A 24,404-nucleotide genomic window follows, 5' to 3' on the forward strand; every position below is an offset into this window, starting at 1 on the left:
TATTCTCCTCCAATTGCTTACTCTCCAAGAAGGAATAAACTGATTCCTGGAATAAATGAAATAATAAGTACATCGACAATCATCACCAGGATGAATGGAATAATCGCTTTCAGCAAACTTTCAAACTTTGTTCCAGCGATATTTGCAGCTACAAATAAATTGAGTCCAACTGGCGGTGTAATAAATCCGATTCCTAAGTTAACAATCATAATAATTCCGAAATGCACCAAATCGATTCCAAGTGCACTAGCAATAGGTACGAGAATTGGCGTCAAAATAATGATTGCCGCTGAAGTTTCCAAGAAAACTCCGCAAATCAATAGTAAAAGATTGATGATCAATAATGCGATAATCCAATTATCCGTCACGCTAAGCATTAACTCAGTCAACTCAGCCGGAATCCGTTGTCGCGTTAAGTAATAGCCAAATACTGAAGCGCCCGCAATGATGAACATAATCACTGCTGTTACTACAACAGAAGAAGAAAAAATACTTGCCAAGTCTGGCAGCTTAATTTCTCTATACACAAAAATCCCTACAAACAAGCCGTAAACAACTGCCACAACAGCAGCTTCTGTTGGCGTAAAAATTCCTCCATAAATTCCGCCCAATATAATAACAGGCATCATCAATGCGAGAAATGCATCTAAAAATGCTTTGAAAAAGTCTTTAAAACCGAACTTTTCGCCGCCCCCGTATCCTTCTTTTAAAGAAATCAAATACACCAGTAAAATCAATGACACCATTACAAACAAGCCTGGCACAATTCCTGCGATGAATAATTCACTAACAGAAACACCTGCCGCCACTCCGTAAAGAACGAGTGGCACACTCGGCGGAATCATAATTCCAATTGTCCCTCCAGCCGCTTGAATAGCCGTCGCAAAGCTTTTGTCATAGCCTTTATTGACCATCGCAGGAATCATCAACGCTCCTACTGCCGCTGTTGTTGCAGCTGCTGAACCTGAAATAGCTGCAAAAAACGCACAGGCAACAATCGAGACGATTCCGAGTCCTCCTCGAACACGACCAAAAATAACATTGGCTAGGTGAATCAGCCTGCGAGAAATCCCGCCACTTTCCATTAATTTACCAGCAAGAATAAAAAAGGGAATTGCCATAAGTGGGAAGGAGTCCACCGAATTGAACATTCGTTGGATAATCACGATCAATGAAACGTTTCCATCAATAAAGAAAACGAGTGTTGAAGCCAGTCCAAGTCCCACAGCAATTGGAACATTTATTAAAAATAAAACGATTAATAAACCAAATAACACCAACGCCATCTTCAGACACCCCCGCTTTTAAAGTCTTTTGAAAACTGCGAGGTCATGTTGATAATCAAAATTACACCACTTACTGGAATGATCATGTAGATCATCCCCATCGGAATCCGTAAAACTGGCGAGGTTTGAGACATGCCTTGCATCGCTAAATCATAGCCTTCAACTACCATTAACAAGAAAAATAGCAAACTTGCAAACGTGGCGATAGTGTAGAATGCCTTGCGTACAGGAACTGCAAATAATTTCACAAAAAACTCCATTCCGATATGCGCCTTTGATGACATAGCATACGATGCCCCTAAAAACGTTAGCCAAATCAAACTATAGCGCGCTAACTCCTCAGTCCAAGCAAGAGGCGAGTTGAGGATAAAACGGAAAATTACTTGAAGAAAAACGACGGTGACCAATAATGCCATAATCAGATTCAATACATGCTTAATGCCAACGTTCATATAACCGATCCATTTATTCATTGTCATGCCTCCGATATAAAAAAGAGAGAAAGGATTCTCTCTTTTTTGAGTTAATTATTTTTTTACTGAGCATCCAGAATTTCATTTAATAGATCTTGATACTCAATTGTTTCGTAAACTGGCTTTACAGCTTCCTGGAATGGCGCTGTATCAATATCTTCTATTATTTCCATGCCATTGTCTTTCAATGTTTGAATCGATTCTTTTTCCATTTCTACGATCAATTCACGCTCTCTTGCGCCTGCTTTTTGTCCTTCTTCCACAACAATGTCACGCAAATCTTCTGGCAATTCATCGTATGTTTGCTGACTCATCATGTAGATGGCTACAGAATAAACGTGACCTGTTAAACTCATGTATTTCTGGTTCGCATCATACAAACTAAATTGGTCAGCAACAATTGCTGGGTTTTCCTGAGCATCTACTACACCTTGTTGCAATGCTGTAATTGCTTCTGTCCAAGCCATTGGAGTCGGTTGTGCACCAAGTGCTTCAAAAGCAGCTAAATGAATTTCATTTTCCTGCGTTCTGATTTTCAACCCTTTCAAGTCTTCTGGTGTTTCGATTGGACGTTTTGCATTGGTAATGTGACGGTAACCATTTTCTCCCCAAGACAAACCTATTATACCATTTTCTTCCATTTTAGCGAATAATTCATCTCCTATATCACCTTCTAGAATTTCTACTGCCGATTCCCGGTCTTTAAATAAGAATGGTACATCTAAAACACCTAACTCCGGCACAAAGTTCGTAACAGGAGCAGTTGAAGATACCACCAAATCGACAGTTCCAAGGCCCATACCTTCTGTCAATTCTCGCTCAGCTCCAATTTCACTGTTTGCGAAAACTTCAATCGTTACTTGACCGTCTGTCCGTTCTTCAACAGCATCAGCCATTTCCAAAAGTCCAAGATGGTACGGATGATCATCCGGCAACGAATGTCCTGCCTGCAAAACAAATTTTTCTTCTGAGTCTTTTCCTCCTGATGAGGAATCACTATCAGAATCACCACATGCCGTTAAAGCCAATGTACTTGCCAACATTATTGAAACAAATCCAAATTTCTTCTTTGCCATCTTTGTTTCCCCCTTTTTTATCTTGCTCTAGCGCTTTAATAGATTCTACTTTTACAATAAAAGAAATTGTCTACAAAAAAACAAAATATTCCGTTTTTTATATTTTATAAAAATTCAGCGGGATGCAGTATCCCGCTGAATTCTGTTTATACTTGTTCAAGCAAGCGAAAATGCGTAGTGGATGCAGAACGCACTAATGCAGTGACCTACCTTACTTATCGATTCAAATAATCGGTTACTGCTCCTTGAGAAGAGCAAGATACATTATGCGCATATTTGCCAAGTACGCCTTTTTTATGAAGTGGCGGTGCTACCCAGTGTTTGCGACGTTCTTCTAGTTCTGTTTCGGATACTTCCATCGAAATTTCCTGCAAGTCAGAATCGATCGTAACAATGTCTCCTTCTTCTAGCAAGGCGATTGGTCCGCCAACTTGTGCTTCTGGTGCAATATGTCCAACTACGAGGCCGTGGGTTCCGCCTGAGAAACGTCCATCAGTTAATAACGCTACAGATGCATCCATACCTTTCCCAACAAGAATTGCCGAAATTGACAACATTTCTGGCATGCCTGGTCCACCTTTTGGTCCCACGTAACGAATAACTAGCACATCGCCTTCGTTTATTTCATTTGCCATTACAGCTTCTGTTGCTTCTTTTTCTGTATTGTAAACGCGAGCTGGGCCCGTATGACGTTTTACTTTCACGCCCGAAACTTTTGCTACGGCCCCACTTGGAGAAAGGTTTCCTTTCAAGACGATTAAAGGCCCATCTTTACGTTTTGGCTGTTCAAAAGGCATGATGACTTTTTGACCTTCCTTAAGAGCTGGTGCTTCCTGCAGATTTTCTGCTACCGTTTTACCCGTAGCCGTCATGCAATCTCCGTGAATATAACCTCCCTCAAGCAACATTTTCATCACAGCTTGAACGCCACCGACCTCGTGCAAATCCTGCATGACGTATTTGCCGCTCGGCTTCAAATCAGCCAAATGGGGTACCCTTTGTTGTAGGCGATTAAAGTCGTCAATTGTTAAGTCTACTTCGGCTGCATGAGCAATCGCCAATAAATGAAGAACCGCATTTGTCGATCCGCCAAGTGCCATGACAACGGTAATCGCATTTTCAAAGGCTTTTTTTGTCATAATATCTTTCGGATATATATCCAGTTCTAAAAGATTATGTACTGCTGCTCCAGCCTTTTCGCAATCAGCTAATTTCGCTGCTGATACTGCCGGATTAGAAGAACTTCCTGGTAAACTCATTCCCATTGCTTCAGCAGCAGATGCCATCGTGTTCGCTGTATACATGCCGCCACACGATCCAGCTCCTGGGCAAGCCCCACATTCAATACTGCGAAGTGTATTGTCGGTGATGTCGCCGTTATTATGCTGACCTACACCTTCAAAAACCGAAACAATATCAATATCTTGTCCGTTATGGCGTCCTGGAGCAATGGTTCCTCCATAAACAAAAACAGCTGGAACTTCAGAGTTCGCAATCGCAATCAAACAGCCGGGAATATTTTTATCACAGCCCCCAATTGCGACTAACCCATCCAAGCTTTCTGCTCCTACGACTGTTTCAATTGAATCGGCAATCACATCTCGGCTGGAAAGAGAATACTTCATGCCTTCTGTACCCATTGAAATTCCATCAGAAACAGTAATTGTATTAAAAATAAACGGGACGCCTCCAGCATCTCTAGCGCCTTTTTTCGCGCTAATCGCTAAGTCGTCAATATGTATGTTACACGGTGTCACTTCGCTCCACGTACTAGCGACGCCAATCATTGGCTTTTTAAAATCTTCGTCTGTTACACCTACTGAACGAAGCATCGCTCGGTTAGGTGCTTTCATGGCTCCATCAAAAACCTTACTGTTGATGCGCAAATCCTTTTTCATAATTATCCAATCCTTTCTTTTCTATTTATTATAGAACACATTTATCAGAATTCAATGAATAAAAAAATAATAGTTAGATATTTTTTTATTTGTCTAACAAGTCACAAATGTATCCGTTTTCATGTTATTATAACGTACTCACTCTTGATGTATGCAATATATAGCTTTATAATTACCATGTCTACAATAACTTTTTAGACATTGAGCTGCAGAATTTCTTTACATGCCTCTTCATACACTTGTCATTTTATCTTTTCTAAGACTTTGAACACCGGTCGGAATTCTGAGTAACAGGAGATGGTCTTTTGTTGATTCGCGAAGCCAAAAAAAATGAGTTTCTTTTACTAAAAAAACAACGACTTGCTTCCTATAAAATTTACAAAGAAAAACTATCATCAAAACAATGGGCTATGCTAGAAACTCATTTGTCTTCTGACATTAACCACCAGCCAGGCGTTGAAGTGTTTGTTGCAGAAATGGATGGGCAAATTGTTGGGAGTGTAGCCTTATTTCCTGCTGACTCCAAATCCTACGCAGGAACTTCCCAAGCAATTGAATGTCCTGAGATTAGAATGTTGGCTGTCAATCCCGATTTCCGTTCCCATGGAATCGGCAAGTTGTTGGTCGAACATTGCATTGATATTTCTAAAATTCGCAAACAAAAATTCATTGGTCTATATACTGGCTGTTTCATGAAGCACGCCATTAAACTTTATGAAAAAATGGGATTTGAGCGAATTTCTTCACTTGATTTTTCACCTTTAGATGACGGAGTTTTCGTTAAAGCTTTCCGTTTTTATTTATAAACAAACAAAACAAGCCACAAAGCCAGCTTGAAACGATGGCTTTGTGGCTTAGTAACGTCAGTAAATTTCTTTTTTCAAAAAGTAAACACAGGCTTCGTATGGCTGTAATACGCCTTTTTCACGCTTGTCATAGTTACTTAGAAGAAGTTCCGCATCGTAAGGGGTATTCCACGTACAGACATGTTCACTTAGATTTGAAGCAATGAGCATTTTTGTGTATTGATCTTCACGGATGTAGGCGTATACATCTGGACATCCAGAATCCGCTAAATCGGTCGTCCCATAAATCAGAACCTTCCAGTTTTGGCGTAAATGAATCATTTTTTTATAGTAGGCCCAAATAGATTTCGGGTCATCTTTTTGAGCCTCTACATTCAACCATTTGTAATTTGGATTTACTGAAAGCCACGGTGTAACTGTAGAAAATCCAGCAAACTTCTGATTGCTCCATTGCATCGGTGTCCGAGCATGATCTCGGCTAATTTTTTTAATAATTTCCATTACTGCTTCGTGAGACAGTCCTTCTTGTCGCTTATACCGATAGATGTTTTTTGTTTCGATGTCTTCGTACATGTCAATATCATCAAAGGGGGCATTGGTCATCCCAATTTCCTGACCTTGGTAGATAAAAGGCGTGCCCTGCATGAAAAAGTACATACAAGCTAGTGCTGTAGCGCTTTCGAACCAATAATCTTGGTCATTCCCCCAAATAGAAACTGTTCTTGGGCGATCATGATTTTCCACATAAAGAGAATTCCATGCAATGCCATATGTTGCTTTTTGCCAACGGTCTAAAACCTCTCGTAAGCCCTCTACGTTTAATCCGCTATTCAAACCACCACTGGCCGCTTTTATCGCTTCTAGTTGGAAAATCATATTGAACTTCCCTTCCTGCTCACCGATCCATAGCCCCATATTTTGTGATGTGACGCTATTCGCTTCGCCTATCGTGACAATATCATTATTCGAAAAAACGCGATCTCGCAGCTCTGCCAATATGTCCTGTAATCCTTCTACGTCAGTAAATCTTTCCCAAGCAGGAACATAAGGAGAAGATTGAGAAGGAGGCATGTCCCGATAATCTTTTTTCAGATGATTACTGGCATCTACGCGGAAGCCATCCACTCCTTTAGCTAGCCACCAATGGCTCATCTCGTATATGGCATTACGCATAGCTTTATTTTCCCAGTTTAAATCTACTTGGTTTTTAGTGTAAATATGCAAATAGTATTGCGCTGTCTTGGGATCAAATGTCCAGGCCGGCCCTCCGAAAATACTTTCCCAATTAGTTTGCTGATCACGCCATACGTACCAATCACGCTTTGGATTATCTTTAGAGGAACGGGATTCTATAAACCACGGGTGCTGATCACTCGTGTGGTTCACTACTAAATCAAGAATAAGTCTCATTCCTCTTTTATGCACTTCCTCTAGCAAGCGATCAAAATCTGCCATCGTCCCCATCTCTTCCATAATCGCTTGGTAATCACTAACGTCATACCCGTTATCAATATTTGGAGATTGGTAAATCGGGCAGATCCAGATGATGGTAATGCCCAGTTCATCCAAATAATCTAGTTTTGCTGTTATGCCATTTAAATCGCCCATGCCATCGCCATTCGAATCGTTGAAGCTCCTTGGATATATTTGATAGACGACTGCTTCTTTCCACCATACTTCCTTCAACGTCATCTCCCTCTTCCCGATACTAGAATGTGCTGTTGTTAAACCGACTTTCTAAATCTAGTTGAGCATACTTACAGGCTGCCATTGAAATTATGGAATGATTTATTAATGGTTTATATTCAATATTCTGATGAAAATCCCTGCAATTAAAATTTGGTTTTGGCTCATAGCCTTCTTATATACAAAAAGCCACCAACAATAGATGTCGGTGGCTTTTTTCTTTTATTCAGCTTTATAGTTTTCAAATACCTTGGTTGCAAATCCAGCAACATAATCACTGCCACCGTTTTCTTCAATTGATTCAATCATCATCGCTAAAATAAAATCCGGGCTTTCGGAATCATAAGCAACAAAAAAGCCATTTTCTTGTCCTTCTTCTCCAATCGCACCTTTCAACTCAGCTGTACCGGTTTTGCCAGCAATCTTGACCGTTTTACTGTTTGCCGATTGTGCATAGCCATCTACGACGACATTACGCATCCCAGTGCGGAGAACTTTTGCATTTTCTGCGCTAAGCAATCCTTCTTTCCAAACTTGGCTTTTTTCTTCATCTATAAACAATAACGGTTTGTACATCGTACCGTCCGTTAAGAAAGGCTCATACATAGAAGCCAGATGAAGGATATTCGTTAGCATTTGACCTTGACCAAATGATGTATCAGCCAACTGTCCTTGTGACCCGATTGTACCTTCATTTGAAATTTGAGACGATTGCAATTCTAAAGCAAAGGGAATTTCTTCTCCGAAACCAAAGCGCTGCAAACCAGAAACAAATGCTTGATTGCCCATTTCAAGTGCTTGTCGTGCAAAGTAAATATTGTCGGAATAGACTAACGCTGTATTCAAATTAACTGGATTCGGTGCTTCTGGATGAAGACGAGTAACTCGGTAATCTCCCCAGGAACCGTCTTTTTGCCAGGTTTCTCCATCAATCTGTAACCCAACTGAAGGATCTAGTGTTCCTGCTTCCATTCCGATTGCTGCCGTTACAGGCTTGATTGTTGACCCCGGTGCATAGGCTGCACCAAAACGATTGAATAACGGATTTAACGGATCTTCGCTTAGTTCTTTAAATCGATCCTCGCTAATCCCTAGCATGTATTCGTTTGGATTGTACGCTGGTGAACTGACCAATACTAAAGTTTCTCCTGTTTTTGGATTGACCGCAGCACTTGTGCCAGCTTCGCCTTCCATCGCTTCATAAGTCGATTTTTGCAATTCGGCATCAATCGTTAGCACAACGGTTTCTCCATCTTTTGCGGGAGTTTCAGCGATCGTTAACTCTTCTCCTGTATCGCCTTGTTTTTTAATGAGGATTTTTAGGCCATTTTTGCCACGAAGACGTTCTTCAAGCGTTTGCTCAAGTCCTCTTCTACCAATCAAGTCCGTGGACGTATACCCTTGGTCTTTAAGTTCTTCTAATTTTTCGGCAGTCATTGGTCCGATATAACCGCTTAAATGACCAAGAGCTTCTCCATATGGATATTCGCGCATAGCTGTTTCTTGATAAGTTGCTCCTGGAACAGCTTTTACTTTCTCCAGTAATTGCGTGTTGTCTTTAGCTACTTTTGATATGGGCACGAACTGATTTTCTTGAACCCAACTTTGGTTTAATTTTTCGTCTATAGATGCTACTGACACTCCCAAAACTGTGGCTAGTTCTTCTTTAGCAGATGCATCTTTGAAGTTTTCAGGAACCACACCCACGTTATAGCCTGTTCCATTAATGGCAATTGGTTGTTCATTGCGATCCAAAATTTCACCGCGCTTTGCACGTGTTGCCGAGACACGAACTTCGTCTCCTGTTGCCAATTGCTCAAAGATAAAAGAAGGATCCCATTCAATAAACCAATCTTCTTTGTCTTCTGCTGTTTCATACAACAAAGTCATATTTTTTTCAAACTCGATTGGTCCAGCCATCGTATCCATCTTCACCTGTACCGGAAAATCTGCAGGTTTTTCAGTATCCCAGTTTTCATCTTTCGAGGGCTTGGTATAAGTCACTTCAATATTTTCAATTGCCAAGTCTGCATACAGTTTTTGCTGTCGTTCGACAAAATCTTCTGAAGCATAAGCTTCTTTCGTGCCTTGGTTTAAATACGTACTGTACATTTCTGAGAACTCTTCCTTGTTCCAATGCCCTATGTATTCCTTCAGCCTTTCTTCAGGTGACGCTTTTGGTTGACAACCTGCAAGAAAAACCAAGAAAGCCAGTGCTAGGATGACTGCTAATTTCTTAGTCACATGATAACCCCCAATTGTTTTCTTCATTTTACCAATAATAAACAATAAGTTAAAAGAATAAAAGCTCTAGAGTAAAAATGACTCGAAGAATCGCTTTTTTTTGCTAACTTTTAGCGTTCAATTTATCTTGTGATCAGCGTAATGGATTTCTGTTTTTTTTGCTTATTGCATTAGCTGGCTGCGCAATTGCCGCTTTAAATATGGTAAACTGATAAACAAATGATAGGAGGATGAATATGGTTGAACTTACATTTTCAGAGTCAATTGGAGCAGGTTTAACACTTGAAAAAAGAGCGCATTTAAAACAGATTCACGAAAACCTTTACAACAAAAAAGGGAAAGGCTCTGACTTTCTTGGGTGGCTAGACTGGCCAAGCAAACTCGATGAAGAGTTTTTGAAGAAAGTTGAAAAAACAGCAGTGGAAATTCAGGATAAGGCAGATGTATTAGTAGTGATTGGTATTGGCGGATCTTATTTAGGCGCTAAAGCTGTGTTGTCCGCACTCGCTCCTTATTTCAGTAAAGAATCAGGACTCGAAGTGATTTTTGCAGGTCACCAAGTTAGCGGTGAGTATTTAAAGCAATTGCTTGCTCATCTTGATGGCAAACGCGTAATGGTCAATGTGATTTCCAAATCGGGGAAAACAACAGAGCCTGCTATCGCTTTTCGCTTCCTAAAAGACTATATGGAAAAGCGCTATGGCCAAGAAGCAGCAGAGCGAATTATTGTAACGACTGATGCTGAAAAAGGTGCTTTATTAACACTTGCTGAAGAAAATGGTTATGAACGTTTTGTCGTTCCTGCTGACGTAGGCGGACGCTATTCTGTTTTCACTGCTGTTGGACTTGTGCCGATTGCCGCTGCGGGTTATTCCATACGCGAGTTGATGGCTGGAGCTGCAAATGCAGAAGAACTTTACAACAATACGAACTTTGATGACAATGCAGCAGCACAATATGCAGCAGTTCGTCACCAGCTTTATGTAGAAGGCTATACGACAGAAGTAATGGCAACATTCGAACCGAAACTATCGTTCGTCCAGGAATGGTGGAAGCAATTGTTTGGCGAAAGTGAAGGCAAAGAAGGCAAAGGTATTTTCCCGGCATCTGTTTCCTTTACAACCGACTTGCATTCGATGGGACAGTATATCCAAGATGGCAAACGCAATTTGTTTGAAACTTTCTTACTCGTTCAAGAAGCAAACGAAGACTTGTCGATTGTTGAAGCTGAAAATGACGACGATGAATTGAATTATATGGCGGGACTTTCTTTACAGGAGTTTAATCACGTCGCGTACAAAGGAACATCAAGTGCTCACTTAGACGGTGGTGTACCGCAGCTTAGTTTAACGATTCCTAAAATCGATGAATACCATCTAGGTCATTTATTGTATTTCTATATGCTTTCATGTGCCTATAGTGCTTATATGCTCGATATTAACCCATTTGACCAGCCGGGCGTAGAAGACTACAAGAATAATATCTTTAAGTTATTAAATAAACCAGGATTTTAAAATTATAGCAAAAAGCTGACTTGTAACGAGTCAGCTTTTTTTGATTGTATTTTTCTCCTTTTAAATGAGTTAACCACAAAAATAAATAAGTTGACTTAAATAAATCATCTCTTTATACTCAATTTATATGAAAAAAGTAGGAGGAAATATAATGACCACAACGACGACTAGATCGGCTAATCACTCCCGCACTCTGCAATTGGTACATATCGCGTTATTTTCTGCCTTAATGGCCATTGGCGCAAATATTGCTTCGTTTCTGATTATCGGCGGTGTACCGATTACGCTTCAAACTTTCTTTGCAATTTTAGCAGGCATTCTTCTTGGTAGTCGCATGGGTGCCGTTTCTATGATTGTTTATGCATTTATCGGTCTTGCAGGCGTCCCTGTTTTCGCAAAATTTTCTGGTGGCATGGACACGTTGATCAGTCCAACTTTTGGATTTATTGTGTCTTATGTTTTTACAGCTTATTTAGCCGGACTCATTGCTGAAAAATGGTCTACTAAAAAAGGATTTGTTATTGCGGCACTCGTCGGCATGACGGTCAATTATTTGTTTGGTACCAACTGGATGTATGCAGCCTACAAATTATGGTTTGCAGCGCCTGAAGGCTTTACGTATAAAATGGCTTGGGCTTGGATGGCTGTACCGCTTCCAAAAGATTTAATCCTCGCTGTACTTGCCGGTTTGTTCGGTTACCGTTTAAAACCTATTATTCAAAAATACCTTTAAAAAAACCCGAATGCCTCGGTGGCATTCGGGTTTTGGTTTTATTATCTGCGGCGTGGTTGTTTGAATGGAGCTGCTTTCCATTGCTCTTCTAACCATTTTTCGAAATCTTCGCCTTTGTCGCCTTTATACGTATCGTAAATATCGCTACGCATTTTTTGCAACTTTTCTTTAAATTCTTCATAGCTATGCCCTACTGGCAAACTTTTTTTGATTCGCACAAGTACTTTCGAAGTATCTTTGATCAAATCAAATTTCTTACGCTCTGGCATATGAACGTTTTCACCAAAGTTTTTAAGTTGTTCATAAGCAGCTTCTTGTACTTGATAAACAGAATCGTGATTCATGCGATGTGTCAAAAGATCGATTGTTGGCTCGCTCTTCCAGTTACCAAGCTCTTCAACCGCAGCCAAGCGCTCTTTCCAGTTAGCCTGCCGGTTCGCCGCTTTTTTCAATTCGTCGTAATTCGGTGGTAAATTCGTCGGTTTGTTATCAGAGTTGCTGTTCGTTTGTGTCAAAATTTCATTCTCCTTTGTTTATGTCCCTTTGCGGGAAATAACGTAATGCTCTCCGTTGGCGGAACAAGTTCCTACCAGTATAACATCATCTAGAGCAAAAGGAAAAAAGTCGATTATTCATACTACAGTTTAAGTAAGCTCTTTAATAGCGCCAATTAAACGATCTACTTCTTCTTCTGTACTATATGGAGCAAGACCTGCACGCACCCAGCCACCACTGTCATTGACGCCTAGAACCTCACCAAGTGTCGATGCGTAGAAATGACCTGCGGCAACAAAAATACTATGGTCTTCAGCTAGCTTTTTGCAAATTTCTCCTGGTTCAACACCCGCAACTTGGAAAGCGACTGTCGGCGTTTTGGGTACATTTGCTGCGGCTTGTGTAACTATCACACCTTCAATAGCTGATAAGCCTTCTCGCAGTCGATTTGCCAAACTGTTTTCGTAACTTTCAATATGCTCCACACCACTCAAAATACGCTCTCTTCGCGTTTCGCCTTCTCCAAAACCTGCAAAAAACTCAATAGCTGGGCGAATTCCGGCAATGCCTTCATGATTTTGCGTACCGGTTTCTAGCTTATCTGGGTAATAACTTGGAGAAGTGGTCAATTTGTACGGCTCCAAATCTTTGAAAATTTCCTCTTTGATTGCGGCGATGCCGATATGCGGTCCAAAGAACTTGTAAGCTGAGCATAATAAAATATCAATTTCCATGTCGTCTCTGTCCATCGGTACATGTGGTGCAGCATGAACAGCATCAGCTATTAATAGGGCTTCAACCTTTTTTGCTCGTTCCGCAAACGGTTTAAGATCGACGATTGTGCCAATCGCGTTAGATGCCATCCCAATAGCGACAATTTTTGTCTTTTCATTGATGAGTTCGTCTAATTCTGTCAAATCGAGTGTTTTTGTTTCAGTATCAACTTTGACCCAGCGAATCGTTAATCCTCGGTCTTCTGCCATCATGATCCACGGATCGACATTGGCACGATGATCCATTTCAGTGACCACGATTTCGTCACCTGCTTTGAATTTTTTACCGAGTGCGTTGGCGATGGCAATCGTTAATGTTGTCATGTTCGCTCCAAACGCTACTTCCTTGGCTTGGACATTTAGAAAGTCTGCGACCGCAAGTCTTGCTTCTGAAATCACTTCTTCTGTTTCCCAACTAGATGGAAAAGCACCGTGGAGATTACCGCCGCCTCTTTCCATATAACGAGCGATTGCTTGAATCGCTGAACTGACAACTTGCGATCCGCCTGGACCATCAAAATAAGCAACCATTTTCCCGTTATAAGTTCTCGTTAAAGCCGGAAATTGTTCACGTACTTTAGCAATTGGATAATTCGTTATTGTGGCTATTTTCATTGCTTGCAGCTCCTTTTTGAGTAAGGTACTGTTACCGTATTCAATTTTCGAACGCAATTCCCTTTATTTTTTAATGTTTTTGAAAATACTGTCCGATTGGGCTGAAATACTGTCCGATTGGGAGCAAATACTGTCCAGTTCACGCTAAATACTTGCCAAACCCGATTTCAACCAAAAAACGCCGCTTATCGCGACGTTTAAACAGCTTTTTGACACACGACGATTTCCCGCAAGAACAACCCTTTTTTAGCAATACAGCGGTCAGTGATGGCAAATCCCGCTTCTTTGATCATATGATCCATTGTCTCGATCGTGACGACCACTAACTTTTCAGTAATCGGATATGCAGCTTTTAAAATCCCTAATTGGTCTGCGGGCGTTGCGTGTGTGTATAGGTTATACGGCATATCAATGATGGCCACGTCGTAAATAGCTTCGACTTCCGCAATCGGGCCTAATGCTACTTCACCAGTCAATCCAAAATGAGCGATATTTTCTCTAGATCCATCGACAACTAGCGGATTCATATCACGCCCAACAATGTCGATTCCCATTGATAGTGCTTCCACTAAAACTGTACCAATACCACAACATGGATCAATGGCTTTGATACCTTTTGGTTGTGGTACGGCAATATTAGCAACTGCGCGAGCAACGCGTGTACTTAATGCCGTTGAATATTCGCGCGGTTTTTTCATATGCTTAAACCAAACAGGCTCGCTTTGAAGATAGCGCCCGAAATACCAGCGACCTTCAAAAGGAATCAACCCAAATGTTACATCTGGATGATGAACGTCCGCTTCACCGGTAATAGCGGAACCAATTTCTCGCTCAACGTTTCGTTTACCTGAATAATCAACTTGGTCCTGCTCAGTCAAGCCGTTGATTTTCAAAAAAATGACTTTGAATGTTAACTGGTCCATATCTACTTCTGCTGATTGTCTCAAAATTTCTTGCAAGCTATCGCCTTCAAGCAATACTTCAACTCGTTCTTTAATAAACGGGCTCCGACTCGGATCGATTGCGACTCCGCTTTTGATAATTTTACTACTGGTGTCTTTTTCGAAAAAAGATCGCATTTCTAATTGACATAAATTTTTTTCATCATTTGTATAAGCATACGTGTAGATGTAATCGCCTGTTGCAGTTAATTGTTTCAATTCATCCCGTCCTTATCTGCCCCTTTGTTCAGGACAACATCTCCTAAGTATAGCAGAACTCTTCAGAAGTTAGTCGACTTGCAGGTCATAATTTGCTTCAATGACTCGAATGATTCCCGTGATCATTTCATTATATGGAGTTGGTATGCCGTGGTATTTGCCAAGTTTGGATACAGCGCCATTGATCGCGTCAATTTCTGTTTTTCGCTTATGTAGAATATCCATTAACATAGAAGATTTATTGGTGGCAATTTCTTCGTTGCCCATTTTTATGCACTTGGCGATTGTCTGTTGTGCGTCTACAGAAACACCTTCCGCTTTAGCTACCTGCAGTGCTTCTGTTACGACACGTTCGAGCAACTGTTGTCCTTCATTTGTATGGAGAATATCACCATTTCTCAAGCGCGTTACTGCCGTCAATGAATTAAAAGCAACGTTAACAAACAGTTTATTCCAAATAATGGTTTGAACATCTTCTGCTAATTCCGTTTCCAGACCGGAGCAATTCAACGCTTCGATGAATCCTCCTATTTTCTTTTGAGCAGCAGCATCTTTAGAATGACCAATCCAATTTTTCCCCCAGCCCCGGTGAAGAATCCGTCCAGCACTTTCTACACTAGCACCACAGCCCATCGTACCGGCAACCACAGGATTGTTCGGGAAAATGGCTGAAATAGTTTCTAAGTTTCCAAGACCATTTTGCATGGTCACAAATAAGGTATTCACAGAAAATGAATCCTTTAATTGGGTTAACACATTTTTCGTAGCATGCGTTTTCAACATCACTAATACAAGATCATACGAAGCACCTGAAACTTCGTGTACGACTGTCAAAGGAACCATTGTCTCCTGGTTATCTCGTTCAACAATCGTTAATCCACTTTGATTGATTTTATCAACATGAGAATTTCTCCTATTATATAGAAAGACATTAGCTCCTTGTGCTTTTAAACGTCCCGCGAACAAACTCCCCATTGCTCCTGCTCCGATAATTAATACATTCATGCAATCCCTCTTTTCTATCTAACTTTAGCGACTTTATATGAAAAATAGCACCGTTAATTTTGGAAGATCGACAAGCAAAATCATTCAGTCGATATATCTAGCATGAATATACCACATAAAAAAACTCCTTGCTTTTACAGTCTTTTTAGATTATCCTACCTTATTAGTAAACATAATTAGAGAGGTTGGGATCGTATGGAGCAATTCGATCAATCCCTCGAAACATTCATGGATAACGTCGGTTGGTTGGCACCGCTTCTTTTTATACTTTTGCATTTATTACGGCCACTGTTATTCCTACCGGTTATCGCTGTTTGTATTGCTGGAGGCTACCTTTTCGGATTTTTTGAAGGAGCTCTTTTGTCGTTTATCGGCTTAACATTAATGAGTTGGGTATCTTACGTATTAATTAATAAATTCCCGAAATTCCAAGAAAAAATGAGAAAGTTGAAAGATAAGATATTTCCCAATCGCACTTTGTCTGTTGCTCAAGTGATGATTCTGCGGATTATGCCTTTTGTTCATTTTCATTTATTATCTTGGTACTTGATGGAAATGACCAAATCACTTAAGGAATACATGGCTATTTCTGCTCTTGGTTTAATTGCACCTGCCATTCTTTACACCGCATTTGGCCAGTCTATTTCAGAGTTTCCTTGGTATGTAACCGCAAGTATGTTTATATTGCTTGCAGCGGTATTCAGCTTTATTGAAAAATGGCATAATTCTCGTCCACAGTCTGATTGACTAAAACAGTACGTAGAAGAAACACAGTACACTGTTATTCACTTTTTGTAGACAAAATCTTAATATGCTTGGTAATTGCGACACGCTAAGATTCGTAGCGCAAGCCCGCAGAAAGCGACCGCCTGGAGCGCTAAATCCGATATAAACAAGATGAAAAGAATGTTCATTCTCTGCCGACTTATAATGATTCTTTCGTCTACAAACTGAAGCACAACTTTAAGTTGTGCTTTTAATTTTCTTAATTACAGGGTATTACATGTCATAGATGATTGATAAAGGAGAATGATTATGCCCGTTTTCACCCACAACGGAATCGAATTATTTTACGAAGATATCGGAGAAGGACAACCGCTTCTCTTGCTTCATGGACTGACAAGCAATTCAGCGATGTTTTATCGCGAAATGGACTTTTTCAAAAATGAACACCGCGTTATTGCATTGGATTCACGCGGACACGGCAATTCCAGCCGTCTTGAACAATACACATTGCAAGATCATATAGACGATGCCCTTGCTCTTCTTGCTCATCTCACACTTGATGCGGTTCATGTGATTGGTGTATCGATGGGCAGTTATATTGCACAGGGAATTGCAGCTCAACAACCGAAAAAAGTTGCAAAGCTTGTACTAGTTGCGACTAAATCTTACGGCGAACAATCCTCTATGACTGAGCTTTTTGATCGTTATCCTGAGGAGTTTGACGGTTTGAGCATTCTTGAAAAATTCAAGACTTCCTCTAGCTATATCTACCACAACCAAAATCGGATTGATGAATGGCTCAAAAAAACGGCTCAAAAAAGCCGTCAATTGACTATGAAAGAGCAAGCTATTGCAGCGGATGCTTTAAAGAAATTCGACTTTCGTCAACAACTTCCCCAAATTTCTGCCGAGACATTGATCATTAGCGGCAAATTCGACGGATTAAACCCGCCTGATAAAGGACGCGAAACAGCAATTGCCATTCCCGATGCTACTTTTATGGAATTTAAACGTTCTGGACATGCACCAAATGTGGAGCAACCCAAACTTTTCCTTGGAATTATTGAAAACTTTCTTGACTAATCTGCCCTAGCTACGTCTATAAAACGACAAGAAAAACCCGTTCGGCACCTATTATGCTGAACGGGTTTAGTTTATTGAGCGGTATAGCCACCATCTAGCACAACGGCTTGTCCCGTAATACCTGACGCTTTGTCACTAGCTAAGAACATCGTATAATCTGATACTTCTTTTACCGCCAGTAGACGCTTTTGAGGAATTAAAGGATATAGCACTTCTTCAAATACTTTTTCAACTGGCACTTGACGCGTTTTTGCTAAATCGTTCATCTGATTTCGGACAAGTGGCGTGTCGACGTAGCCTGGACACATGGCATTTACGGTAATGCCATGCTCAGCGCCTTCAAGTGCTGCAACTTTCGTCAAGCCAATGACGCCGTGCTTGGCACTATTGTATGCAGCTTTTCCTGCAAAACCAACAAGTCCATTGATGGATGCCATATTAATGATGCGCCCAGAACCTTGTTTTTTCATAATTGGGAAAGCGTGCTTTGTCGCGATAAACGGTGCAATTAACATAATCCGAATCAATAATTCATACTTCTCTGTTGGAAATTCTTCAATCGGTGAGATGTATTGCATTCCAGCATTATTGATAAGAACATCAAGTGAGCCATAATGAGCAACTGTTTGTTCAATAACATTTTTAATATCTTCTTCATTTGTTACATCGCATTTGATGCCGAGGCAATCCATCCCTTTGGCTCTCAAAGTTTCTGCTGCTTTTTGTACTGCATGCTCATCAATATCCGATAACACAATTTTTGCTCCAGCTTGTGCAAAGTCTGAGCTGATTTCATAACCTATTCCACTAGCGGCGCCTGTTATCAATACTACTTTATTGTCTATCATCATTTGTTCCCTCCGTAGCTGTTGTTAAATTCCAAGTCCTAGTGAAAATAAAATGATGGCAATGGCAAGTCCTAGTAACGGAACAATGACTGTCACAGCACCAACAGGTCCATAAGCGGCTTGATGTGTTTCGCCACAAATCCCTCGAATCGTTGTAACGACGTACCCGTTGTGAGGTAATGAATCAAGTGCTCCTGATGAAATAGCAATTGTTCGGTGAAGCGCTTCTGTATTAACACCCATGTCGATATAATGTGGCGCAAGAAGTGGCAAGGCGATAACTTGCCCACCTGAAGCGGATCCAGTTAGTCCAGCAATGACGCTGACAGCGATCGCCCCACCGATTAATGGGCTTCCGGGAATACTTGTCATCGCATCTACTGCTACTTGGAACGCTGGGACAGATTTGGCAACACCACCAAAACCAACGACAGCCGCCGTATTACCGATTGCAATTAATGCACCGATTGTTCCATCTGATAAAGCTTTGCCTAGATTAGAAAAATACTTACGGTTCAATAAATACGTTGTCAAAACGCCGCCTAGTAAAGCGATAATCAACGCAGATGTTTTTAATGAATCATGGAAAATAAAGGAGATTCCAAGAACGACAACTAATGGGATTAAGCCCATAATCGGGTTCGGCAATTCTCGATTCTTAACAACTGGATCTGTTGAACGAGCTTCAAAACGCTCGCCTTTCTTAACAGCTTTACTAATCATGCGTTTTAACCACCAGTAACCAAACACGGCCATAAAGACAGCGACTAAAATACTAACTTCCCACCCTGCATACGGGCTCGTCTTTAAGTATTCAATCGGAATCCAGTTTTGAATTTCAGGTGAACCCGCAGACGTCATTGTGAATGTTACTGAGCCCAAAGCTAAAGCTGCAGGAATAAAGCGACGTGGAAGATCGGCTTGTTTGAACAAGCTAAGCGCCATTGGAAAAACCGAGAACGCAACAACGAACAAACTCACTCCCCCATAGGTCAAGACAGCACAGGCGATAACAATTGCAAGTACAGCTTTCGATAAACCAAATTTCCCAACTAACCATCTTGAGACGCTATCAGCAGCTCCACTATCTTCCATTACTTTACCAAAAATTGCACCGAGTAGGAACATCGGGAACCAAGCAGTGATAAATCCAGAAAAACTAGTCATATAATTTGTTAATAGGTTTGCTTCTCCTTCTCCTACCAATTGCGGAAATAATGGCAGTCCGCTGAAAAGTGCTACAAATAATGCGGATAATGGACCCGCAATCAATAAGTTCATACCTCTCATCGTTAAAACAATAAGAAGTACCAGTCCACCAACCATTCCAATCATACTCAACATTTAAAATCCCCCTTTTCTTTTACTTACCAAATGAAAACGCTTACTTACTTGTTTTCAAAAAGCGATTTAAATTTCTGAAAATTTAGAGCTGTTTGCTTTTATTAGTGTACAACTCTCTTCAAGATAGGTAAAATGAATAATTACTATAAGTTCTATAATAATTAGTTATAAGTAGAGGAGAATAGTATGGATATTCGTCAATTAACGTATTTCGTTGAAGTTGCCAAACATCGAAGTTTTACAAAAGCTGCACTTACTCTTCACGTGACACAGCCAACTTTGAGTAAAATGGTAAAAAACCTGGAGGACGAAATGGAAGTTATGTTGTTCGATCGGTCAGCCCGTCAAATCAATTTAACTGACGCAGGCGTTGTTGTTTATGAACAAGCTCAGAAAATCATTCACAGTATTGATGATTTATCGGCTTCTCTGTACGATGTCATGAATTTGAAAAAAGGCAAAGTGAAAATTGGTCTTCCACCAGTTATTAGTACGTTATTCTTTCCGACCATCATCGCCGAATTTCAACACGCTTATCCCGACGTCACTGTCATTCTTGCAGAAGATGGTGCCAAAACAGTAGAGAGAAAAGTATACGAAGGCGAAGTTGATTTGGGATTTGTTATGCTGCCAGTTGATCAAGAAAAATTCGATGTCGTCCCCTTTGTTGACCAAGAAATTAAATTGCTCGTTCACGAATCACATCCTCTTGCCTGTCACGATGTTATTGATTTGATTCGTTTTAAAGATGATCCATTTTTGCTCCTTAGCAAAGAATTTACTTTGAACAGCCGAACGATTGAATTTTGTATAAGTGAAGGATTCACGCCCAAAATTGCCTATGAAAGTTCGCAATGGGATTTTATTGTCGGAATGGTAGAAAAAAACTTAGGTGTTACGTTAATGCCCAAATTGATTTGCGACCGCGTTAAAGATGGTCCATTTAAAATGATTTCACTGACTCATACTTTTCCTTGGAGACTGGGCATTATTTTAGCAAAAAATCGCTATGTCCCTTATGTATCGCGCGAGTTTATTTCTTTAGTAGAAAAGTTACCGATTGTTTGATACAAAAAAGGAGCCTCCACTTGGAAGCTCCTTTTTTGCTTATTATAAGAAAACAATAATCGCCAACACTGCAGCCAAGACCAATCGGTAAATAGCAAACGGCATAAGCTTTATGCGAGAAATCAGTTTTAAGAAGAAACGAATGGAAATTAACGCAAAGACGAAAGCAGATACGAAGCCGACGACGTAAAAGGATAAATAATCCATCGATAACGTATCCCAGTTTTTCAGTACCGATACAAGGCTCGCCCCAAACATAATCGGAACAGCCATGATGAACGTGAAGTCCGCCGCAACTCGGTGATTTAACCCAAACAACACACCACCTGAAATTGTGGCACCAGAGCGAGAGAATCCCGGCCACAGCGATAAGCATTGCACGAGGCCTATTTTCAATGCTTGAAAATAGGTAATGTCATCTAAAGAATTGACTGTTGGCTTTTTAGGTCCGAACTTGTCTGCAACAATCATCAAGATGGCTCCGGCAACTAGTGCATAGATGACGGTCTCAACACCAAACAAGTGATCATCGATTAAATCCTTAAAAGCAAATCCGAAAATCACTGCTGGCAGCATGCCAATAATAACGTGTAGTAAATTGAAGCTCGAGCTTGCTTGTTGACCCTCTATTTTATAAAGGCCTACTAAACTGAATAGACGTTTCCAAAAGACCACAACAACTGCCAGTATTGATCCTAGCTGAATAACAATTTTAAATGTATTCGCTGGGTATTTCCCTAAAAACTCCTGTGATTTTAACCACATGTCATCAACGATGATTAAATGACCTGTGGAAGAAACAGGAGCAAATTCTGTCATCCCTTCAACAAACCCTAATATTAATGCCTTTAACAAGTCAAACCATTCCATGTAAACGAATCCTGCTTTCTGTAATAAAATAAATGCTGTATCTATTATACGGTTAATAAAGGCGTATGAGTTGCTGAATTTTTGTCATTTTGACTTTCTTTTTAAAGCATTTGTACTGCCAAAGATTAAGAAAGAACATACAGACTTTTGTTCAATTACTATAGAACGCTGTACTCAGAAAAAGGTTGCATCTATTCCAATAAAAAACGAGATGCACACGTAGTTCAAACTAAAAAGACATTGTGATATGCTCTTATTAGCACATTACAACGTCTTTCCAGTTATTCTTCTACAAGACTTGCGTAGACAATCAAACGTTCTTCTCGTGTTCCTCGATCAAAATCGTAAGTTCCTGAACAAGTAATCAGCACCAATTCAGGAGAAGAAGTATAGCCAAAAACATTCGAGACATCCGCCAAATCAAGCGCGACAGACTCCATCGTATGAATTTTGAATATCAGCGTTTTGTCTTTCCCTTCAACTACCACTTCGTCCCCTAACTGAAGCTGAGAAAGATCCCAGAAAATTGCAGGACCGTCAATACCATCGACATGACCGGCAATTACAGCGCGACCGTTTTGACCAGGTTGGTATCCTGGAGAAAACCAACTGACATCTTCGATATTATCCGGCACTGCCATTTCACCATTCTCTGTTATCCCCAGGTGTTGGACTTCTGCTTGCACATCAATAGAAGGAATTTTTAATGAACTGGGCTCAATACCTGTTCGCTTTAACCCATTAATCGGATTTTGAGTTGGAGCCGTCTGTTGGACATCGACTGTAGCCGGTTCATCGAGCGTAAATCCTACGCTTTCTGAGCGGACACTTACTTCATCCTCCGGTTGCTGACAACCCGCTAACAACAAAAGAGTTAGAACTACCAGGAGCTCTTTATTGAAACCGTTTTTTCCATATAAGCGTACTAGCTCCGATAAGAACAAGGGCTCCTCCTAGCAACAACCAAGTAGCCTGAGATTGATTAGGCGTACCAAGACCTGTAGTTGGCATGCCGTCCGGTGATCCAGCTGCTTCATAATCAACAAGCGCAATTACTTCCAATGAATCAACCGTGTTTACTGCAAAGACACTATAAACAGTGTTTGCAGCTAACTCCGTGCCTTCGAGTGGCAACACTTGTGTGCCATCTGGTAAACGGATTTCCAAGTCATAAGTACCGGCATCCAATTCAGCATAAGCTGTAATTCCAGGGAATTCTGCTCCACTGAACAAAGCATCTCCACCAATTACACCAACATCAACTGCTGGAGCGTCTGGAGACAAGTGTCCAACGCGTACTTTTGTTTTCCCTTCTGTTACTTCCATTGAATCTTCAGCAACTACAAATTCAATAGATTCCAGCAAGTTTGCTGCAGCAACCGTATAGGCTTTGCCTGCTTCGACGGTAAGGTCTGCCTGCAATACGCCTTCACCCGCTGCATATTCCGTTCCGTTTGCAAAAACTTCTACATCATGTATACCGGCTGGCACTTCTAGGTAGCCTGAATCTGTCTTAAATGGTACATTTTCGAGCGTTAAATCACCATTAACATACACATCAACAGCAGGTGCATCTGGTGAAGCGTGAACCACTCTGACTTTAGCAGTGTCACTATCTGCTAAAACACCAGCAGCGAGCAGTGAGAATACAAGTGCCATAGCAACTGAAAATGAAACTAAAATTTTCTTCATTTTTTCCTCTCCTTCACATGTGTAGTTTTTGCACAATTATTGTACAACTTATTTATAACCTATTTCTGTTGTTTTTACAACATTAAAATCAGATTATTCTGTTTTTTAAACTAATAGTACTATCCATCATCTACATAACTAGTAGCTTACCCTAAAAATATTCCATATTTTCTCACTTTTTCTCTGTATAACCTTCCTGCATGACTAGCTTACACACAATAACATTTTCCCTATAAAAAAATGGACAGAGTTGCATGACCCTGTCCATTTCTTTTCGCTTACACATAGCGAACTTAACTTGTAATTTCAATTAAAGCTGCAATAGCTACACCGCTCAACGCTTGCGTAGCTAGTTTATCTGCTTCTGAATTCTCTTTGCGCGGTATTAATTGGTAATCAGTTTGAATGCCCAGCTCGTTTATTTTTACTCTACTTCGTTCTATCCAAAGCTGTAATTGTTTTTCTGTTACGAGCCATTCATTGGTCATGCCGTTTATGACAATGCGAGAATCGCTGACAATGCGAGAATCGCTGACAATGCGAACGAGTTGATGGTGGACTTCTAGCTGTTCCAATTGCTGCAGACAAAAATACAACGCTGCATATTCCGCTTCGTTATTTGAAGTTAGCTGATCCAATTTGGTATTTGTCCGAAGGCGATACGATTTGCCATGTTGCTCATAGTAAATCACACAACCAAGACCGGCACTTCTTGAAATACGTTCATGACCTCCATCAAAATAAACAATGACACTATGCGGTTCTGTTTCTATTTCTTTTAAGTATGCGTTCACTTCTTTTAACGTCCAGCTACTGTCAAAACGATCTACAAAACGAAGATTTTTAGCTCGACCTGTTTGCTCCAGATCTTTGGCTACTAAAATCGCGGCTGCTGCTGGTAGTTCTTCTGAAAAGAAATTCACTTCTGGGCCTTTAGGCGTTTTATGCGTCCACTCTATCCGCAGCTCCATCCGTCGTCCTCCATTCTCTGTAAACTAGTCTACTTGCT

General features: G+C 40.6%; 22 protein-coding genes. 6 read left to right on the top strand and 16 right to left on the bottom strand.

The window, feature by feature from the left end; translation table 11 throughout:
• Window positions 1-17: 17 nt before the first annotated feature.
• From AUO94_RS04365 to ilvD, 4 genes are all read right to left on the bottom strand, one after another.
• Window positions 18-1,286, bottom strand: a complete 1,269-nt coding sequence (locus tag AUO94_RS04365) for a TRAP transporter large permease (protein WP_058386075.1) — start codon at window positions 1,284-1,286, stop codon at window positions 18-20.
• A gap of 2 nt (window positions 1,287-1,288) precedes the next feature.
• The gene (locus AUO94_RS04370; RefSeq protein ID WP_058386076.1) at window positions 1,289-1,759 is read right to left on the bottom strand and encodes a TRAP transporter small permease; all 471 of its coding nucleotides are present in this window, start codon (window positions 1,757-1,759) and stop codon (window positions 1,289-1,291) included.
• 62 nt (window positions 1,760-1,821) lie between these two features.
• Window positions 1,822-2,835 carry a TRAP transporter substrate-binding protein gene (locus tag AUO94_RS04375; RefSeq protein ID WP_058386077.1) on the bottom strand — a complete coding sequence of 338 codons (1,014 nt, stop codon included), beginning with the start codon at window positions 2,833-2,835 and terminating at the stop codon, window positions 1,822-1,824.
• Between the two features lie 215 nt (window positions 2,836-3,050).
• Window positions 3,051-4,733 carry a dihydroxy-acid dehydratase gene (gene ilvD / locus AUO94_RS04380; protein WP_058386078.1) on the bottom strand — a complete coding sequence of 561 codons (1,683 nt, stop codon included), beginning with the start codon at window positions 4,731-4,733 and terminating at the stop codon, window positions 3,051-3,053.
• 305 nt (window positions 4,734-5,038) lie between these two features.
• On the opposite strand from ilvD, the gene AUO94_RS04385 reads away from it, so the two are divergent.
• Window positions 5,039-5,539 carry a GNAT family N-acetyltransferase gene (locus AUO94_RS04385; RefSeq protein ID WP_058386079.1) on the top strand — a complete coding sequence of 167 codons (501 nt, stop codon included), beginning with the start codon at window positions 5,039-5,041 and terminating at the stop codon, window positions 5,537-5,539.
• Window positions 5,540-5,596: 57 nt separating this feature from the next.
• Here AUO94_RS04385 and AUO94_RS04390 read toward each other — a convergent pair whose 3' ends face one another.
• Together AUO94_RS04390 and AUO94_RS04395 are read right to left on the bottom strand one after the other, a co-directional pair.
• Window positions 5,597-7,231 carry an alpha-glucosidase gene (locus AUO94_RS04390; RefSeq protein WP_058386080.1) on the bottom strand — a complete coding sequence of 545 codons (1,635 nt, stop codon included), beginning with the start codon at window positions 7,229-7,231 and terminating at the stop codon, window positions 5,597-5,599.
• Window positions 7,232-7,447: 216 nt separating this feature from the next.
• Complete coding sequence (locus AUO94_RS04395; protein ID WP_237150172.1) at window positions 7,448-9,496, bottom strand: penicillin-binding transpeptidase domain-containing protein; 2,049 nt, start codon at window positions 9,494-9,496, stop codon at window positions 7,448-7,450.
• A 203-nt stretch (window positions 9,497-9,699) separates the two neighbouring features.
• Between AUO94_RS04395 and AUO94_RS04400 the strand changes: the two genes are divergently transcribed.
• Window positions 9,700-10,983, top strand: coding sequence for a glucose-6-phosphate isomerase (locus tag AUO94_RS04400; RefSeq protein ID WP_058386082.1), 1,284 nt, complete (start codon window positions 9,700-9,702; stop codon window positions 10,981-10,983).
• A gap of 151 nt (window positions 10,984-11,134) precedes the next feature.
• Window positions 11,135-11,716: a biotin transporter BioY gene (locus AUO94_RS04405; protein ID WP_058386083.1), complete on the top strand. Its 582-nt coding sequence runs from the start codon at window positions 11,135-11,137 to the stop codon at window positions 11,714-11,716.
• A 41-nt stretch (window positions 11,717-11,757) separates the two neighbouring features.
• On the opposite strand, the gene AUO94_RS04410 is transcribed toward AUO94_RS04405, so the two are convergent.
• The 4 genes from AUO94_RS04410 to AUO94_RS04425 all read right to left on the bottom strand — a co-directional run bounded on the left by AUO94_RS04410 (window position 11,758) and on the right by AUO94_RS04425 (window position 15,764).
• Window positions 11,758-12,231, bottom strand: coding sequence for a HEAT repeat domain-containing protein (locus tag AUO94_RS04410; RefSeq protein WP_058386084.1), 474 nt, complete (start codon window positions 12,229-12,231; stop codon window positions 11,758-11,760).
• Window positions 12,232-12,360: 129 nt separating this feature from the next.
• On the bottom strand, window positions 12,361-13,599 hold the full coding sequence (locus AUO94_RS04415; RefSeq protein WP_058386085.1) for a cysteine desulfurase-like protein: 1,239 nt from the start codon (window positions 13,597-13,599) through the stop codon (window positions 12,361-12,363).
• A gap of 197 nt (window positions 13,600-13,796) precedes the next feature.
• On the bottom strand, window positions 13,797-14,759 hold the full coding sequence (locus tag AUO94_RS04420; RefSeq protein ID WP_058386086.1) for a TRM11 family SAM-dependent methyltransferase: 963 nt from the start codon (window positions 14,757-14,759) through the stop codon (window positions 13,797-13,799).
• Window positions 14,760-14,828: 69 nt separating this feature from the next.
• Window positions 14,829-15,764 carry a ketopantoate reductase family protein gene (locus tag AUO94_RS04425; RefSeq protein ID WP_058386087.1) on the bottom strand — a complete coding sequence of 312 codons (936 nt, stop codon included), beginning with the start codon at window positions 15,762-15,764 and terminating at the stop codon, window positions 14,829-14,831.
• Window positions 15,765-15,959: 195 nt separating this feature from the next.
• Here AUO94_RS04425 and AUO94_RS04430 point away from each other — a divergent pair, with 195 nt between their 5' ends.
• A complete protein-coding gene (locus tag AUO94_RS04430) occupies window positions 15,960-16,511 on the top strand; it encodes a TVP38/TMEM64 family protein (protein ID WP_058386088.1) in 552 nt (183 codons plus the stop codon).
• A gap of 288 nt (window positions 16,512-16,799) precedes the next feature.
• Entirely contained in the window at window positions 16,800-17,573 is a 774-nt protein-coding gene (locus tag AUO94_RS04435) for an alpha/beta fold hydrolase (RefSeq protein WP_058386089.1), read from the top strand.
• A 71-nt stretch (window positions 17,574-17,644) separates the two neighbouring features.
• Here AUO94_RS04435 and AUO94_RS04440 read toward each other — a convergent pair whose 3' ends face one another.
• Both AUO94_RS04440 and AUO94_RS04445 read right to left on the bottom strand, forming a co-directional pair.
• The gene (locus tag AUO94_RS04440) at window positions 17,645-18,421 is read right to left on the bottom strand and encodes a 3-hydroxybutyrate dehydrogenase (protein ID WP_058386947.1); all 777 of its coding nucleotides are present in this window, start codon (window positions 18,419-18,421) and stop codon (window positions 17,645-17,647) included.
• A 24-nt stretch (window positions 18,422-18,445) separates the two neighbouring features.
• Window positions 18,446-19,765, bottom strand: coding sequence for a GntP family permease (locus AUO94_RS04445; protein ID WP_058386090.1), 1,320 nt, complete (start codon window positions 19,763-19,765; stop codon window positions 18,446-18,448).
• Window positions 19,766-19,951: 186 nt separating this feature from the next.
• Here AUO94_RS04445 and AUO94_RS04450 point away from each other — a divergent pair, with 186 nt between their 5' ends.
• Window positions 19,952-20,833, top strand: a complete 882-nt coding sequence (locus AUO94_RS04450; RefSeq protein WP_058386091.1) for a LysR family transcriptional regulator — start codon at window positions 19,952-19,954, stop codon at window positions 20,831-20,833.
• A 42-nt stretch (window positions 20,834-20,875) separates the two neighbouring features.
• On the opposite strand, the gene AUO94_RS04455 is transcribed toward AUO94_RS04450, so the two are convergent.
• The 4 genes from AUO94_RS04455 to AUO94_RS04470 form a co-directional block, all read right to left on the bottom strand.
• Entirely contained in the window at window positions 20,876-21,703 is an 828-nt protein-coding gene (locus tag AUO94_RS04455) for an undecaprenyl-diphosphate phosphatase (RefSeq protein ID WP_058386092.1), read from the bottom strand.
• Between the two features lie 281 nt (window positions 21,704-21,984).
• The gene (locus AUO94_RS04460; protein ID WP_237150173.1) at window positions 21,985-22,647 is read right to left on the bottom strand and encodes a class F sortase; all 663 of its coding nucleotides are present in this window, start codon (window positions 22,645-22,647) and stop codon (window positions 21,985-21,987) included.
• Window positions 22,598-23,395: a DUF4397 domain-containing protein gene (locus tag AUO94_RS04465; protein WP_058386093.1), complete on the bottom strand. Its 798-nt coding sequence runs from the start codon at window positions 23,393-23,395 to the stop codon at window positions 22,598-22,600. Before AUO94_RS04465 ends, AUO94_RS04460 begins: the two co-directional genes overlap by 50 nt.
• 293 nt (window positions 23,396-23,688) lie before the next feature.
• Window positions 23,689-24,366: an RNase H family protein gene (locus tag AUO94_RS04470; protein ID WP_058386094.1), complete on the bottom strand. Its 678-nt coding sequence runs from the start codon at window positions 24,364-24,366 to the stop codon at window positions 23,689-23,691.
• Window positions 24,367-24,404: the final 38 nt, after the last annotated feature.

Source organism: Planococcus kocurii (assembly GCF_001465835.2).
GTDB lineage: Bacteria > Bacillota > Bacilli > Bacillales_A > Planococcaceae > Planococcus > Planococcus kocurii.

What these genes read in the sequence shown, in the direction of transcription:
- AUO94_RS04365 (WP_058386075.1), bottom strand. Translation starts at nt 1,286, where the DNA reads ATGGCGTTGGTGTTATTTGGTTTATTAATCGTTTTATTTTTAATAAAT.
- AUO94_RS04370 (WP_058386076.1), bottom strand. Translation starts at nt 1,759, where the DNA reads ATGAATAAATGGATCGGTTATATGAACGTTGGCATTAAGCATGTATTG.
- AUO94_RS04375 (WP_058386077.1), bottom strand. Translation starts at nt 2,835, where the DNA reads ATGGCAAAGAAGAAATTTGGATTTGTTTCAATAATGTTGGCAAGTACA.
- ilvD (WP_058386078.1), bottom strand. Translation starts at nt 4,733, where the DNA reads ATGAAAAAGGATTTGCGCATCAACAGTAAGGTTTTTGATGGAGCCATG.
- AUO94_RS04390 (WP_058386080.1), bottom strand. Translation starts at nt 7,231, where the DNA reads ATGACGTTGAAGGAAGTATGGTGGAAAGAAGCAGTCGTCTATCAAATA.
- AUO94_RS04395 (WP_237150172.1), bottom strand. Translation starts at nt 9,496, where the DNA reads ATGAAGAAAACAATTGGGGGTTATCATGTGACTAAGAAATTAGCAGTC.
- AUO94_RS04400 (WP_058386082.1), top strand. Translation starts at nt 9,700, where the DNA reads ATGAATATGGTTGAACTTACATTTTCAGAGTCAATTGGAGCAGGTTTA.
- AUO94_RS04405 (WP_058386083.1), top strand. Translation starts at nt 11,135, where the DNA reads ATGACCACAACGACGACTAGATCGGCTAATCACTCCCGCACTCTGCAA.
- AUO94_RS04415 (WP_058386085.1), bottom strand. Translation starts at nt 13,599, where the DNA reads ATGAAAATAGCCACAATAACGAATTATCCAATTGCTAAAGTACGTGAA.
- AUO94_RS04425 (WP_058386087.1), bottom strand. Translation starts at nt 15,764, where the DNA reads ATGAATGTATTAATTATCGGAGCAGGAGCAATGGGGAGTTTGTTCGCG.
- AUO94_RS04430 (WP_058386088.1), top strand. Translation starts at nt 15,960, where the DNA reads ATGGAGCAATTCGATCAATCCCTCGAAACATTCATGGATAACGTCGGT.
- AUO94_RS04435 (WP_058386089.1), top strand. Translation starts at nt 16,800, where the DNA reads ATGCCCGTTTTCACCCACAACGGAATCGAATTATTTTACGAAGATATC.
- AUO94_RS04440 (WP_058386947.1), bottom strand. Translation starts at nt 18,421, where the DNA reads ATGATAGACAATAAAGTAGTATTGATAACAGGCGCCGCTAGTGGAATA.
- AUO94_RS04445 (WP_058386090.1), bottom strand. Translation starts at nt 19,765, where the DNA reads ATGTTGAGTATGATTGGAATGGTTGGTGGACTGGTACTTCTTATTGTT.
- AUO94_RS04450 (WP_058386091.1), top strand. Translation starts at nt 19,952, where the DNA reads ATGGATATTCGTCAATTAACGTATTTCGTTGAAGTTGCCAAACATCGA.
- AUO94_RS04455 (WP_058386092.1), bottom strand. Translation starts at nt 21,703, where the DNA reads ATGGAATGGTTTGACTTGTTAAAGGCATTAATATTAGGGTTTGTTGAA.
- AUO94_RS04465 (WP_058386093.1), bottom strand. Translation starts at nt 23,395, where the DNA reads ATGAAGAAAATTTTAGTTTCATTTTCAGTTGCTATGGCACTTGTATTC.
- AUO94_RS04470 (WP_058386094.1), bottom strand. Translation starts at nt 24,366, where the DNA reads ATGGAGCTGCGGATAGAGTGGACGCATAAAACGCCTAAAGGCCCAGAA.